The organism is Terriglobus sp. 2YAB30_2 (genome assembly GCF_052114765.1).
Taxonomy (GTDB): Bacteria; Acidobacteriota; Terriglobia; order Terriglobales; family Acidobacteriaceae; genus Terriglobus.
Genome location: NZ_JBFRFJ010000009.1, coordinates 179,968 through 193,149, shown reverse-complemented (window position 1 = coordinate 193,149; position 13,182 = coordinate 179,968). Strand labels below are relative to the sequence as shown.

At 57.5% G+C, this 13,182-nt stretch carries 11 protein-coding genes and 1 tRNA gene; 5 read left to right on the top strand and 7 right to left on the bottom strand.

All coding sequences use genetic code 11. The annotated features are described in order from the left end of the window. Positions 1-44: 44 nt before the first annotated feature. A complete protein-coding gene (locus AB4Y89_RS15310) occupies positions 45-485 on the bottom strand; it encodes a CYCXC family (seleno)protein (RefSeq protein WP_442301802.1) in 441 nt (146 codons plus the stop codon). A 278-nt stretch (positions 486-763) separates the two neighbouring features. Between AB4Y89_RS15310 and AB4Y89_RS15305 the strand changes: the two genes are divergently transcribed. Together AB4Y89_RS15305 and AB4Y89_RS15300 are read left to right on the top strand one after the other, a co-directional pair. Then, positions 764-1,225, top strand: a complete 462-nt coding sequence (locus tag AB4Y89_RS15305; protein ID WP_442301801.1) for a hypothetical protein — start codon at positions 764-766, stop codon at positions 1,223-1,225. A 181-nt stretch (positions 1,226-1,406) separates the two neighbouring features. Then, a complete protein-coding gene (locus tag AB4Y89_RS15300; protein ID WP_147647584.1) occupies positions 1,407-1,676 on the top strand; it encodes a hypothetical protein in 270 nt (89 codons plus the stop codon). A gap of 145 nt (positions 1,677-1,821) precedes the next feature. On the opposite strand, the gene AB4Y89_RS15295 is transcribed toward AB4Y89_RS15300, so the two are convergent. From AB4Y89_RS15295 to AB4Y89_RS15275, 5 genes are all read right to left on the bottom strand, one after another. Then, on the bottom strand, positions 1,822-3,246 hold the full coding sequence (locus AB4Y89_RS15295) for a trypsin-like peptidase domain-containing protein (protein ID WP_442301800.1): 1,425 nt from the start codon (positions 3,244-3,246) through the stop codon (positions 1,822-1,824). A gap of 66 nt (positions 3,247-3,312) precedes the next feature. Next, on the bottom strand, positions 3,313-4,413 hold the full coding sequence (locus AB4Y89_RS15290) for a glycosyl hydrolase (protein ID WP_442301799.1): 1,101 nt from the start codon (positions 4,411-4,413) through the stop codon (positions 3,313-3,315). Positions 4,414-4,452: 39 nt separating this feature from the next. Beyond that, positions 4,453-5,712: an ABC transporter permease gene (locus AB4Y89_RS15285; RefSeq protein WP_442301798.1), complete on the bottom strand. Its 1,260-nt coding sequence runs from the start codon at positions 5,710-5,712 to the stop codon at positions 4,453-4,455. Between the two features lie 75 nt (positions 5,713-5,787). After that, positions 5,788-6,735 (bottom strand): carbohydrate kinase family protein, encoded by a 948-nt coding sequence (locus AB4Y89_RS15280; RefSeq protein ID WP_442301797.1) that lies wholly within the window; start codon positions 6,733-6,735, stop codon positions 5,788-5,790. Between the two features lie 131 nt (positions 6,736-6,866). Next, the gene (locus AB4Y89_RS15275; RefSeq protein WP_442301796.1) at positions 6,867-8,120 is read right to left on the bottom strand and encodes an ABC transporter permease; all 1,254 of its coding nucleotides are present in this window, start codon (positions 8,118-8,120) and stop codon (positions 6,867-6,869) included. A gap of 57 nt (positions 8,121-8,177) precedes the next feature. On the opposite strand from AB4Y89_RS15275, the gene AB4Y89_RS15270 reads away from it, so the two are divergent. Together AB4Y89_RS15270 and AB4Y89_RS15265 are read left to right on the top strand one after the other, a co-directional pair. Beyond that, positions 8,178-9,584, top strand: a complete 1,407-nt coding sequence (locus AB4Y89_RS15270; RefSeq protein WP_442301795.1) for a glycoside hydrolase family 125 protein — start codon at positions 8,178-8,180, stop codon at positions 9,582-9,584. A 123-nt stretch (positions 9,585-9,707) separates the two neighbouring features. Continuing rightward, positions 9,708-9,796 (top strand) — tRNA-Leu (locus AB4Y89_RS15265). Positions 9,797-10,069: 273 nt separating this feature from the next. Here the strand turns inward: AB4Y89_RS15265 and AB4Y89_RS15260 are convergent. Further along, positions 10,070-11,143: an NAD-dependent epimerase/dehydratase family protein gene (locus AB4Y89_RS15260; RefSeq protein WP_442301794.1), complete on the bottom strand. Its 1,074-nt coding sequence runs from the start codon at positions 11,141-11,143 to the stop codon at positions 10,070-10,072. A 159-nt stretch (positions 11,144-11,302) separates the two neighbouring features. On the opposite strand from AB4Y89_RS15260, the gene AB4Y89_RS15255 reads away from it, so the two are divergent. After that, complete coding sequence (locus tag AB4Y89_RS15255) at positions 11,303-13,132, top strand: thiamine pyrophosphate-binding protein (protein ID WP_442301793.1); 1,830 nt, start codon at positions 11,303-11,305, stop codon at positions 13,130-13,132. Positions 13,133-13,182: the final 50 nt, after the last annotated feature.

Sequence of the window (13,182 nt, the reverse complement as noted above, 5' to 3'; positions counted from 1 at the left end):
CCGCTACACGCCCCTTTTGGAAACCCGGTAGCAGGGAAAATGCTCTAGAGGCTGGCCTTCTCCAAGTCGACGTTCATCCACTCGCCCCGTTCAATCGCAGCCCGAATCTGCGCCGGTGTTTTGCCAAGCCTGGTCTGCTGATAGGCAAAGGCGGCTTCCTTCATGCAGGTGGAGCAGGCGGCTCCGTGGGTCCCTTCAAAACAGCTGTGCAGGCTGTTGTGCCCCATGGAACGGTCGCAATGGCAGTAGCAGGGAAGCTGGTGCAGTACTGGCGAGACCTTCGCGGCCATCTGATACGTCTTCACCTGATAGGGATGCGAGAAGTACTCGCCGGAGAGCTGCTGGCCGGCCATGATCGGCGGCAGTGCTCCCTTGGGCGGCGCCGCGTTGTATGCGGGAATGTCATTGGCAGGGTTAGACCATTGGGCGTAGGCGGCCAGGGTGAAAACGGCGATACCGATTACGGTCAGAACGCGCTTCTTCATAGGAAAGGTCGATCTCTGAGGGGTTAGACGGCAGGCAAAGAAAAAAGACGGCACGAACATTGCTGCTCGTGCCGGGAGGCCAGTGACGCAACTTGTTTCCGAACTATGGTTCGGATGAATCCTTTACTCCACGAGAATAGCACATCGTGGGCGTTACATTAGCTAGGACGCAAATTTAATATTGAAGTTGCGTCTACACTAAAAGAAAAGTTGCCGGCGAACGGAAAATAGAAATTGAGGCGGGCTCTCCTCCCCCCCCACTTCGGAAGGTAAGTAAGTTGAATTTTCGATTGGCGCTCTCCATCATCCTGGTCGTATCCGAGTTCCTGGCATCGGATATCTTCTATGTTCTCAATCCTTTAGGACCGGTTTGCTCCCGCTTCGCGACGAAATGGGACTACATTAATGAGCACTTTGTCGTTGCCGCCGGCATCTGGGCGCTGATCGCCCTGGTCACAACTTTTCTTACCAGCCCCCTCACCTGGCAGAACCTCCGGCGTTCGGACGAGATGCAGAAGGGATTTTTTTACGCCGGGCTTGTAGGAGTGGCGGTTGACGGAGTCGGATCCGCCTATCAGCGCTGGGTGGCTACCATTGATATGTCCGTTCACACATGGACGCGGTGGGGCCTGATCGTGAATGCCAGCCTTCGAACCCTGCTTTGGCTGGTTATTTATACCGGTATATCCATCGCCTTTGTTATCTGGGCGAGGAAGCGCGAAGCAGATTTCCTGGAATAGAACGGGAACCCGTTCCGGTTCCCCAAAAGGAGCCAACTTTCATTTGACAGGTAGTGATGTGCCTGTATCCTTGCACCAAACAAGGTGCAGCCGGGACTTGCCGGCTGCACCCGCCGCACTTCCCCGCAGCAGCAGGCGAGGCTAGCCAAAGATACGTTGCAATAACGGAAAGAGGCAGGCAATGGTCGTGACGGAGTTGGAATTCCTGGAAGCATGGATCCCCGAGCAGATGGCCCCCGGAACCGTCTTTGTCTTGGACGGAGAAGGGCGCTTCGGTTCAGAGGAAAACCCTTATTTTGCCGTTCTGGCCTGCCCCCGCTGTGGTTGCATGGGCCTGATCAAGCGGAGCCAGTATTTTGGCCTGGAGCCGATGATCTGCGGTGGAGATAGCTGCTCGGCCGAGTATTTCGTGGACGAAGACAACCACATTGCTTTCAGGCGATCACAATAACGCCTCTTAATTCCAACTCTCATTTCTTCGGCTAGAGCGTTTTCGCGGTTGCTGGGTATCCCAGAAGGAGCGAGCAGCGGCGTTTCCTTTGCGGAAAACGCCCATAGATGCAGAAGCCCTGTATCACACCCGCAGGGAAAATGGTCTAGCCCGGAGGCACGACGACATACGACAGGTTTCCATCGCGCTCAATCTGCAGCACCAGGGACTCGCGATTTGGGATCTGAGCCAGCTCCCGGCGTAGTGTCTCAACCGAAGTGACAGGCTTTCCGTTGACCGCATGAATCACGTCATGCGGGCGCAGGTTGCTCTCGGCAACACGCAGAGCGCTCGATCGCGCAACAACCATTACCCCTTGAGGACTGCGGATCGGATTCCACTCATTCGGCGTATCGGGGTCAACAGTCACGCCAAAGATCTCCAGGCGGGGAATCAGGTTGCGTCCAAAACTGATGTCGGAGGTCAGGGAGCGGGCGCGGGAGCCAGCACGGTCTGGCTCGACCGTAAGATTTAGGGTCTTGTCGCCACGCGCGATTGTAATGGGAACCTGCTTCTTCGGCTCCAGTGCGGAGATCACCTGCGTGTAGTTGACGATCGAGGTGACCTTCTTGCCGTTCACTTCCTGCACAATATCGCCCGGAAGAATGCCGGCACGTTCCCCGCTGCCCGCTGGCCACACATCTTCCACCAGAACGCCCTGCGTCCCGGTCAGCCCCAATCCGCGCGTCAGGTCCCGTGACAGCGTATGTGTCGTAATCGAGAGCGTGGATCGGGTGACGTGGCCATTTTTCCGGATGGCGTTGAACACGGTGCGGGCTGTATCGGCGGGAATAGCCAGGGCAATGCCCTCATTGCCGCCGCTTTCCGAATAGATCAGGGTATTGATACCGAGAAGACGGCCTCGGACATCCACCAGAGGACCGCCGGAGTTACCGGGGTTTACTGCCGCATCCGTCTGAATCCATAGCCTGGGATCGTCCGGTGAGGACTGCCGGCGTACCGCGGAGACAATACCCATGGTGACCGAGCGTTCAAACCCGAAGGGGCTTCCGAAGGCAATCGCAACCTGGCCCTGGTGTGCCGGGGGGAGATGGGTGATATCCAGGAAGGCAAGCTCTTCACCCTCCGGAACATTAATCTTCAGGACCGCCAGATCGGTATCTTCATCCAGGCCGACACGGGTCGCGGGCAGAACTCGGAGTTTGCCTGAGACCATGCGAACCTCAGCACGCAGGTTGGCGCTTCCGGCGATGACGTGAGCATTGGTGAGAATGTAGCCATCGTCGGAGACCAGTACGCCGGATCCCTGAGCGGTGCCGGCTGTGACCAGACCTGTATCGGGCAAGCTGCTGTTGCTGTTATTTGCCGTTGGGTTGATCGGTGTGCTGTCCTCGTGATCGCCGACGTAGACCTGCGCTGTAATGCGCACGACAGTCGGCATGACCCGCGAGGAAAGTGCCTCAAGATCGTCGGAAAACTGCACCAGGGGCGACTTCGCGGCAAGGGCCTGCGCATGCGCCGTAGAAAAGGGCAACAGAAGAAAGATAGCCAGGGATGCGCGGGAACGCATGCACCCACGGTAGCAGGTGACACGGTGTAACGGGAGTGAAATGTTGCGCGACGAAACCGTGTGACGTTAGTGTTTCGAGAGTATCGGCTTCTTCGGAAAGTCGGCGGGGTTGAGTCTCCCGATGCGGCCTCCTGGCCCCACAACGAAAGGCAGCGAGAGCGCGTTCCAGTCGTTACTCCTCTTGGTCTTGGTGCTCACCGGCTGCCAGGTCTTTCCGTCGTCATGCGAGATGTCCGTGCCGTTCGGCCCGACTGCGAGAAAGGCTTGCAGGTGATTCGACCATGCGACCGAACTGCGATAGCCATGCGGTGGCTTTGCCGATAGGGTCCACGTTTTGCCGTAGTCCGCGGACCAGGCGGCGGTCTTTATCGGCGATTCGGGCGTTTTATAGTCGCCGCCAACCGCTACGAGCGTTTCGGCCGGATGGAAGGCCAGGGAAAAGATACCCGCCGTGGAGACTCCCTGAGCCATCGGAACTTCGATCTTGTCAGTGAACTCTCGACATGGTCTGCACGTGGCATTGTTCTCCTCGCGAAGTCGATAGACATAGGCATGTTCGGGAACGTCGCCGGCCCACCAGCGCGAGTACTTCCAAACGGATTCTTGTACAGCTTTGTTCAGAACCAAGAGGGTTGAGTTGCTGGCGGCGAAGCTGGAGGTTCCTCGATCCACTTCACGATTCGAAAGAGACATTTCAAGCTCCGGCTCGGCATCGTCGAGTGCACGAACTTCCAGCATGACGCTCTTACCGTCAATGGAATCTCCCATCACCCAGGCGTGATCGCTGGAATCACTGTAAAGTGCATCCCAAAACCCTTCGGGTTCCGTGTTCGTCATTGCCAGTTTCCAGTGTTTGCATCCATCGCTGGTTTTATAGATCCGCGATGCGTCTCCCTTACCGCTGGACATCACGATGGCAGTCTTGTCATCGAATGCCTGAATTCCACGGAAATCCAGCTTCTCCGCGTCCAGAGGAACAGCGCATGCCAGCCAGTGTTCACCGCCATCAACGGTGCGCAGTACCGTGCCATTCGTGCCGGAGGCCCATGCAACCATGTCGCTCACAGCGTGAATGCCACGGAAGCTGGCGGTGGAGTTGGATTGCTGCAGTGTGAACTGGGCCGAGGCCGTGGCTGTAAAAAGCGCGAGAGCGAGCGTGAGGCGCATGAGCCACGTTAGCAGCAGGTGTGGTCCGTCATCCAGCCGTTACTCATACCGCAGTGCCGCAACAGGGTCCAAGCGGCTGGCGCGCCAGGCGGGCAGAAGGCCCGAGACCAGACCTACAATCGCCAGAATGCCGAAGGAGATCAGCGCGATCATCAGGTTAGGCCGCAGAATGATGTCGCCTTCACTGTTGGCCGTCTTGTACATATCGGAATAAAGCGGCATGGGCGGGATGATGTGGGCGATAGCGATCGCGGCGAGCATCCCGAGGACGCCTGCAAGGAAGGTCAGCGTCAGGCTTTCGAGTAGAAACTGCGCGAGGATATCGCGCCGTCTGGCGCCGAGCGCTTTCTGCAGCCCGATCTCCCGCGTCCGCTCGGTTACAGAGACCAGCATGATGTTCATCACGCCGACGCCGCCAACGCCGAGTGTCATCGCTCCAATGATGCCCAGCAGCACTTCAAGCGCGGTGGAGAACTGCATAATCTCTCCCGAGTCTTCGATCGTGTCCCAAGTGGAGAATGCCTTATCGTCGGCCGGATTGAAGTGGTGACGCGAGGCAAGAATGGCACGAACAGCACTGGTCGCCTTCTTGTGCAGCTCTGGTGAGAGCGGCTGGTAGACCAGCGACGAAGGATCGCGTACGTTCTCCAGATCGCGCAGACTAAAGAAAGGGAGGAAGACGTTCTCGTTGTCGGGACCGTTGTTGGAGGAGTCCTGAATCTTGTTCCGTAGTACGCCAATTACGGTAAAGGTCTGTCCGTTCACCTGGACCGTCTGTCCAACTGGCGGGTATCCGTTGAAGAGCTTTTGTGCGGCATGTGGGCCGAAGATCGCGACCTTGCGGTGCTCCGTGAAATCGTCTGGGGTGAAGTACCGGCCCTCCTCCACCACCAACCTCCGCATGCCGTCATATGGAAGCTCGACGGCTTTGACCTGGATGTTGACCGCCTTCGCGTTCCACTTGAAGCTGTATGAGGTATCGTTCTCGACAGAAAAGGCGCGGATCAACGGCATCTGCTCACGAACCGCATCGGCGTCTTCTGCGGTGAGGTGAATCCGCTTGCCGGACCGTTCCCCGCCGGCCTGCATGGAGGTTTGGCCACCCCAACCCATGATGACGTTGTTGCCGATGCCGAGGAAGCCCATCAGCACGGTCTGTCCGAGAGCTGCTCCGTAGCTGATCAGCAGCACAACGGTCACCAGGCCCCAGGCAATTCCCAGCATGGTCAGGCCCGAACGCAGGCGGTTGCGCAGGAGCGACTGAATGGACTGCTGAACGGTTTCCTTGATCTGCATCATAGCGGCAAGCTCTGGATGCAGGGAGATACGCAGATCGGGGGAGAGGAGTTCCGCGAATCTGCGTACGGAATCAGATCAGGCAGTTACGGAATCAAACGACAGCGATGGGTACCGCTCGTCCGCGGTGATTAGCGATTCAATCGCATCTCGCGAGTCGATGGCTCCGCGCGCGCCTACCGCGGTGCAGTTCCGAGCCGCGGCGGCGCAGGCAAAATCGAGCTGCCGGGTCAGAGCCCAGCCCTGCAGCATGCCGTAGATAAAGCCTGCATGGAAGATGTCGCCGGCGCCGGTTGTGTCGACAGCATGGACCCGATAGGCAGGTCGGTAGCAGAAACTCTTTCCATCGAAGGCCAGCACGCCATCTGGCCCTAGGGTCGCGGCGGCCAGCGTGTTTCCATAGCGGCGCTGCATCTTCTGGAGTGCGGTCTCGAGGTCAGGCTCGTTCATCAGGCGGGAGGGGAAGTCGCGGCTGACGATCAGGTAGTCGATGTTGATCAGCAGATCGTCAATGCCCGGGAACTGAAGATCGAGATCGGCAATGACAGGAATGTTGGCCTCGCGAGCCCACTGTGCTGCCTGTGTGGCAGCGGCTGTGTCCTGCCCATCGACATGGAGGGCGCGGGCATCGGTGATCCACTCGCGGAGGAGCTCCTCGGGCTTCAGTGTCAGACGATCATCGCGACGTACGAGCACCGTGCGTTCACCACTGGGATCGACCAGGATGAGCGATTGCGGTGAGTGGGCGTCAGGTACGGTGACGATTCTGGTCTCGACGCCGGCATCGGCAAAAGCACGATGGTGCAGATCGGCTGCCTGGTCATCGCCCAGCTTGCCGACATAGCGGGTACTGAGTCCCCAGTTCTGGCATGCAACTACAGTGCTGGCGACCTGACCGCCGGGAAGAACGACGGAGTCGTGATATTCCACCTTGGAGCCAAATACAGGGAAGGTAGGAAGGGTTAGGACGGTGTCAGTAGCATTCAGGCCAACACCAACCAGGTCGACCTTCCGGGTACTCTCCATCCTTCTAGTGTAAACGCCGTTAGAGCATTTTCCTGTAGGTGTAGTGGAGGGCTTATGCATCTGTGGGCGTTTTCCTCAATGAAAACGCCGCTGCACACTCCTCCCGGGATACCAGTAACAGGAAAAATGCTCTAGTCGGTTCGGAGGCATTCCATCGGGCTCAACATCGCGGCCCGCCGGGCCGGGTAGGTGCCGGCGAACAAGGTTATCCCGGTAAGTGTCAGTAGAGAAAGCACGACCGCGATCGGCGAAATGACCGGATGTGGCACGAAATCCGGCATCGGGATATAGCGCATAACCACACAGACACCGGCTCCGAGAAAGAAACCGATGGTGCCGGAGACCATGGTAATAATGGCCGATTCGGCCAGAAACTGCCTATGGATATCGACGGCGCGGGCACCTAGAGCCTTGCGCACACCGATCTCCCGGGTCCGTTCCGTTACGGCCACCAGCATGATGTTCATCACCCCGATGCCGCCCAGCGCAAGGGTCAGCAGGGCGACGGCTCCCAGAAAGATGGTCATGACGCCGAAGATCCGGTCCACGAACTTCGCGCCCTCCAGGGTGTCCCACACCCAGAGAGCCTCCTTGTCGTCCGGATTGAAATGGTGGCGCTCCCCCAGGATGCGATAGACCTCTTTAACCGCAGCCTCATGCTTCTCGGGAGAGACCGGTTGGACGACGATATCGTTCAGCCAGCCCGGAAAGACTCCCTTGCGCGCCGGCGGGAAATCGCGCTCCATCGACGAGTAGGGGACAAAAAGCTGGGTGCCGTCACGGCCGGAGCCATACGAGCCGTTTTGCTTCTTTTTTTGCAGGATGCCGATCACCACGTAGGGATAGCCCGCGATGGAGATAATCTGTCCGACAGCCTGGTTGGAGCGAAAGAGCTGCTGCTTGGTGTCATCGCCAAGAAGGACCACACGCGCACCGTCGGCCTCGTCGCGTTCGGTCATCAGGCGGCCCTCTGAGACCTTGATGGAGCGGAAGGCCTGATACTCCGGCCATACACCGCGAACGGCACGGTTGGCGGCGTTGTATTGCGAGACCTCGTTGACGGTCCGGTTGATCTCTGGAGAGATATGCTGCACCAGCGCTGCCTGGTCCCGGATGGCGAGCGCGTCACCATACTCCAGCCGGATATCTCGTCCGGCAACGTAACCACCGGCCTGGGCTCCGGTCTTGCCGCCCCAGATGATGGCGATGTCTGTCCCCAAGCCCTTCATGCGCTCATGCTGGTCTTTGCTGAAGCCGATGCCTAACCCAACCAGCAGAATGACTGAGGTGATGCCCCACACGATCCCGAACATGGTGAGAAAGCTGCGAAGCTTGGTAGCCCACAGCGCGGCGAGCGTTTGCAGGAAGATCTCGCGAAGCGGCATGTCAGATAGGTACGATATCCATGGCTGGAAAGTTCCATCTGGAGCAGAATCAGAAATATGCATTGGACACGCAGGGAAGTGATGAAGCTGGGCACGTTGGCCCTTGCCGGGAAGAGTGTTGGACTGCAGGCAGAGGTACTGGATTGCAGGCCGAAGCCGGCAGACCGGAAGTTTACCTCGGAGGGCGTAGAGCGCTATATCGCCGAGACCGCGAAGCGGATCGCCGATCCGGAGCTACGGCAGCTCTTCATCAACTGCTTTCCCAACACGCTGGACACGACCGTCCAGCCGGGAACCGCGGACGGTAAGCCCGATACGGTAGTGCTGACCGGGGATATTCCCGCGATGTGGCTGCGGGACTCCTCCGCTCAGGTCTGGCCGTATGTTCCACTGGCAAAACAGGATGAGAAGCTGCGTGCGCTGCTCGAAGGTGTCATCCGCCGCCAGGCTCGCTGCCTTCTGATCGATCCCTACGCCAATGCCTTTATGGCGAACCTTGACGACCCGCCGCTGGAGTGGGGCCGTTCCGATCAGACTGAGATGAAACGCGGCGTGGGGGAGCGCAAGTATGAGCTCGACTCGTTGTGCTATCCCATCCGCCTCAGCTATGGCTACTGGAAGGCGACGGGAGATACGAAGCCATTCGATAGCGCGTGGACTGAAGCCATGCGCACCGTTGTCAGCACGATGCGGGTGCAGCAGCGCAAGAATGGCGATGGGCCATATACGTTCCTGCGAAAATCAGATCGCTCGACCGAGACATTGCCCAGAGCCGGCAAGGGCAACCCGATCAAGCCAGTGGGACTCATTTTTTCCGGCTTCCGCCCGAGCGATGATGCGTGCGTCTTCCCGTTCCTGGTTCCATCGAATCTCTTTGCTGTGACCTCGCTGCGTCAACTCGCCGAGATGATGAACACGGTCGTGCATGACAGCGCAACAGCGCAGGAGGCACAGAGCCTCGCCACCGAGGTCGAAGTTGCTCTGCGTCAATACGCGGTAGCGAAGCTCGACACCGGCACCATTTGGGCTTTTGAGGTGGATGGATTCGGCGGCCAGTTGCTGATGGATGATGCCAACGTGCCCAGCCTGCTGGCGCTGCCGTATCTCAACGCATCGCCGGATGCAGCGATGTACGCGCGCACGCGCGCTTTTGTGTGGAGCGAGCGCAATCCCTGGTTCTTTCGCGGATCGGCGGGTGAGGGAATCGGCGGGCCGCATATCGGCGACGACATGATCTGGCCGATGTCGCAAACCATCTATGCACTGACCAGTACAAAGAAGGAGGAGGCCGGACCTGCGCTGACGATGTTGAAGACGGCCGCCCGCGCGACTGGATTCATCCACGAGAGCTACCTCAAGAGCGATCCTGCGAAGTTCACCCGCTCCTGGTTTGCCTGGGCCAATACCTTGTTCGGCGAGATGGTGGCTCATATGGTCTACAACCATCCGGATTGGATCGCTTAGAGCATTCCCTGTTGCTGGGTAGTGTGCAGCGGCATTTTCATTGCGGAAAACGCCCATAGATGCGGAAGCCCTACATCACACCCGCAGGGAAATACTCTAGTTGCGATAGCATCTAAGAGGCGTGCCCGGATGGTGGAATCGGCAGACACAGCGGACTTAAAATCCGCAGTTGCGAAAGCGACGTGGGGGTTCAAGTCCCCCTCCGGGCACCAATGAATTTCTTTGGAAACGTTCCGTCCGTCCCAGCATTTCCCCTCCGCCCGCACCAACCTTTATCGTGGTTGACCAGGACAATGCGAGTCATTGGGCTTATCCTACCCCCGCAACCAATAGGAATCATCGGTACTATTTAGAGCATTTCTCCTGTTGCTGGGTATCCGGAGGAAGTGTGCAGCGGCGTTTTCATTGCGGAAAACGCCCATAGATGCATGAGCCCTGCACTACACCTACAGGAAAAATGCTCTAGCCCACGAAATGTGGGTTTTTTACTTTGTGACCGGGAAGCCATGCCATTCAGCTGTACGGCGGATAGCCTCTCTGAGACCCACAGACGGGTGTAAACCCAGTTCTCTTTGTGCCTTTGTGATTGCAGGGACATAGCGAAGGATGGGTGCGCCGGGGACGGGCACCTTAGCGACATCGATCGCGGTGGTTTGCCCTAGAGTAGCAACCATGGTTTGAGCCAGATCCAGGATAGATAAATCTTCGTCAGAACCTACGTTGTAGGCTTGACCGGCGGGGGCAACAAACAACATCTTCCAAAGCCATATAGCAAGGTCGGCGGCGTAGAGATATGACCTCATCGGCGTACCATCTCCACCAATGTGGATCTTTTTGCCCTGCATAATGTCGCCTAGAAAATTTCCAATGGCAAAATGCGCATCCAGCGGAAGGTGCGGGCCTACAAAAGCAAAGCAGCGCGCAATTTTGCATTCGAAGTTGCTGTGGGCAGCATGAAGGACGCACATCTGTTCAGAAATACGCTTCCCTTCGCCGTAGACCGATGCTGGGTCGACCGGATTGGGACCGCCCAAGTAGCTTTCCGGCACATGGGTTATTTCGGAAGGCTGCACGCCATAAACAGCACCGGAACTGGTGAGCAGGAACTTGCGAGCCTTGCTTGCCTCAGCAAATTCCAGGACACGGCGAGTGCCATCGACAATGGTAGTCAGCATTTCTAAAGGGCGCTCTTTTGCAAGGCTGGCGCTTGCCTCGGTTGCCGCGTGAAGGATGAATGGGAAGTCACCTGTCGGGAAATTAAAGGTGCGCACATCGCCAGCAATGAGTTGAATGGAGGAGTCCGATGCAATGTGCGGAGCCTTACCGGCGAATGCGACGGGATCGCGTGTGAGAACTGCTGCCTCTGCATTCAGGTTCAAGGCGCGGTTAGCCGTTATGAAGCTCTCAAGAAGCCAACAGCCGAAAAAACCTGTTCCTCCAGTGATGAAGATCTTCTGGTTACGGAGCTGCTCCCAGTCTGACCCCACTGCTTTCAGGATTAGCTCAAGGTCTCGAGCCGGTAAAGGCTTTGCAGGAGCTTGTATCGGTTTTTCCAGCAAGTCACGCCCACTTTCTGTTGAGAGCTACAGATGCAATGGTATCCGTTGGTCTGCACCCTTCGTCGCCACCGCCCATCTGCTGTCCGGGCCGTAGTTCATCTCATGCTAGGTTTAAGGAGTGAGCCAGCTGCGAATTCCACTTCTGCAAGGTACCGCTAAATGAAAAAAAAAGTTAGTGAATATCTGGCCGACTTTCTGGCCGACCGCGAGATTCGTCATGTCTTCGGCATCATCGGTGCCGGAAATGTACGATTGTTCGAAGCAATCGCGGCGCGCGGTTTCACTGAAATCGTTTGTGTTCATCATGAGCAGGCTGCCTGTATGGCGATGCAAACTTACTACCGTATCTCGGGAAAGATCACGGCCAGCCTCCTGACGACGGGCGCAGGCTCGACGAACGGGCTTACAGGCGTGGTGAGTGCCTGGGCGGATTCGATTCCTGGAATCGTAATCTCTGGCAACGAGGCGTCGAAGCACACGCACGTGGACAATCCGCTGCGCATGTGGGGCGTGCAAGGGTATGACAGCAGCGGTCTGGTGCGGAGCGTTTGTAAGCGGGTTTCGCGGCTGCAGCATCCGATGGATATTGGTGAAGAACTCTCCTCTGCGTTTGAGGTGGCGGGTTCCGGCCGTCCCGGTCCTTGCTGGCTCGATATCCCGATGGATCTACAGGACAAGTTGGTCGATCCGGAATTATTACCTGCACGGACGTTTGTGCCGGGTTATACCAGCAAGCCAGATCCTCTTCAGAAGTCGGTGGCAGCGACGCTGGACATGTTAAACCATGCGAAGCGTCCCCTTCTGTGGCTTGGACACGGAATTCGCCTGGCGGGGGGCGAAAGTCTCATTCAGCCCCTGATTGAAAAATTGAATGTGCCTTCGCTTGTTTCATGGGCGGGAATCGACATGGTCGACTCCGACCACCCTCTGGTGTATGGGCGGGCGGGCGTGTACGGGCAGCGCTGTGCAAACTTTGTGTTGCAGAATGCGGATCTGGTTGTAGCGATTGGCACACGTCTGGCAGTGCCTCAGGTGGGGTACGACCTTACGGAATTCGTTCGCGCAGGCAAGCTGGTTCACGTGGATATCGATCCGACGGAATTGGCCAAGCTGGAAGGTCGCGTAGACCTCCCGATTTGCGCAGATGCACGGGAGTTTATTGCGGGTGTTTTGGCCCATCCAGAGGCTGGCAGATTACCGGACTATAGCGATTGGGTTGCAACGTGCAACTCGTATCGCCAGCAATATCCATGGGTGGATCGCAAACGCGAACACAAGGACGCGGAGGGTTACATCAACTCCTACTCCTTTATGGAAGAATTAAACCGATACTTCAAGGCGGATCAGATTGTTGCGACCGACATGGGAACCGCTCTTTTGAGCGGACACCAGGTTTTGAAGTTCAAACCGGGGCAACGCCTGGTGACATCCACCGGTTTGGGGGAGATGGGGTACGGTTTGCCTGCCGCACTGGGTGCATCCTTCGCGACCGACCGGGGTGAGGTGATGTGCCTGAATTGCGACGGCGGCATGATGATGAATCTGCAAGAGTTGCAGACAATGGCTCACCACAATCTGCCGATTAAGCTGTTCATCTTCAACAATGACGGTTATCTCATGATCAAGCACACCCAGAAAGCTTTCTATGGCCACGCGCGTGTGGGCACGGATAAAGCAAGCGGCGTGTCCTGTCCGGACTTCAGTAAGCTGGCTTGTGCATTCGGCTTCCCGGCCTATCAGATCAGGACATGGGATGATGTTGCGACCGTACTCCCGCAGGTGCAGGCGCATGATGGACCCGTCATCTGCGAAGTATTTATGGACCCCCAGCAGCCCTTCCTGCCTAAGCTCTCCCTGGCGAATCTTGGCAACGGTACGCTGATTTCGCCTCCGCTGGAAGACCTCTCACCATTTATTCCCCGTGACGAACTTGAGAAGAACATGATCGCGGGCGTTCACGACAAATCAAAGCAGATTGAGGTCGCTTGATTTCGATATCTTGCGGGCCACCAACCAACGAGGCAAACAATAGTTCTCGC

Bases quoted from the DNA above. Each gene is read 5' to 3' on its own strand.
- AB4Y89_RS15310 (WP_442301802.1), bottom strand. From the start codon at position 485: ATGAAGAAGCGCGTTCTGACCGTAATCGGTATCGCCGTTTTCACCCTG.
- AB4Y89_RS15300 (WP_147647584.1), top strand. From the start codon at position 1,407: ATGGTCGTGACGGAGTTGGAATTCCTGGAAGCATGGATCCCCGAGCAG.
- AB4Y89_RS15295 (WP_442301800.1), bottom strand. From the start codon at position 3,246: ATGCGTTCCCGCGCATCCCTGGCTATCTTTCTTCTGTTGCCCTTTTCT.
- AB4Y89_RS15290 (WP_442301799.1), bottom strand. From the start codon at position 4,413: ATGCGCCTCACGCTCGCTCTCGCGCTTTTTACAGCCACGGCCTCGGCC.
- AB4Y89_RS15285 (WP_442301798.1), bottom strand. From the start codon at position 5,712: ATGATGCAGATCAAGGAAACCGTTCAGCAGTCCATTCAGTCGCTCCTG.
- AB4Y89_RS15280 (WP_442301797.1), bottom strand. From the start codon at position 6,735: ATGGAGAGTACCCGGAAGGTCGACCTGGTTGGTGTTGGCCTGAATGCT.
- AB4Y89_RS15275 (WP_442301796.1), bottom strand. From the start codon at position 8,120: ATGCCGCTTCGCGAGATCTTCCTGCAAACGCTCGCCGCGCTGTGGGCT.
- AB4Y89_RS15270 (WP_442301795.1), top strand. From the start codon at position 8,178: ATGCATTGGACACGCAGGGAAGTGATGAAGCTGGGCACGTTGGCCCTT.
- AB4Y89_RS15255 (WP_442301793.1), top strand. From the start codon at position 11,303: ATGAAAAAAAAAGTTAGTGAATATCTGGCCGACTTTCTGGCCGACCGC.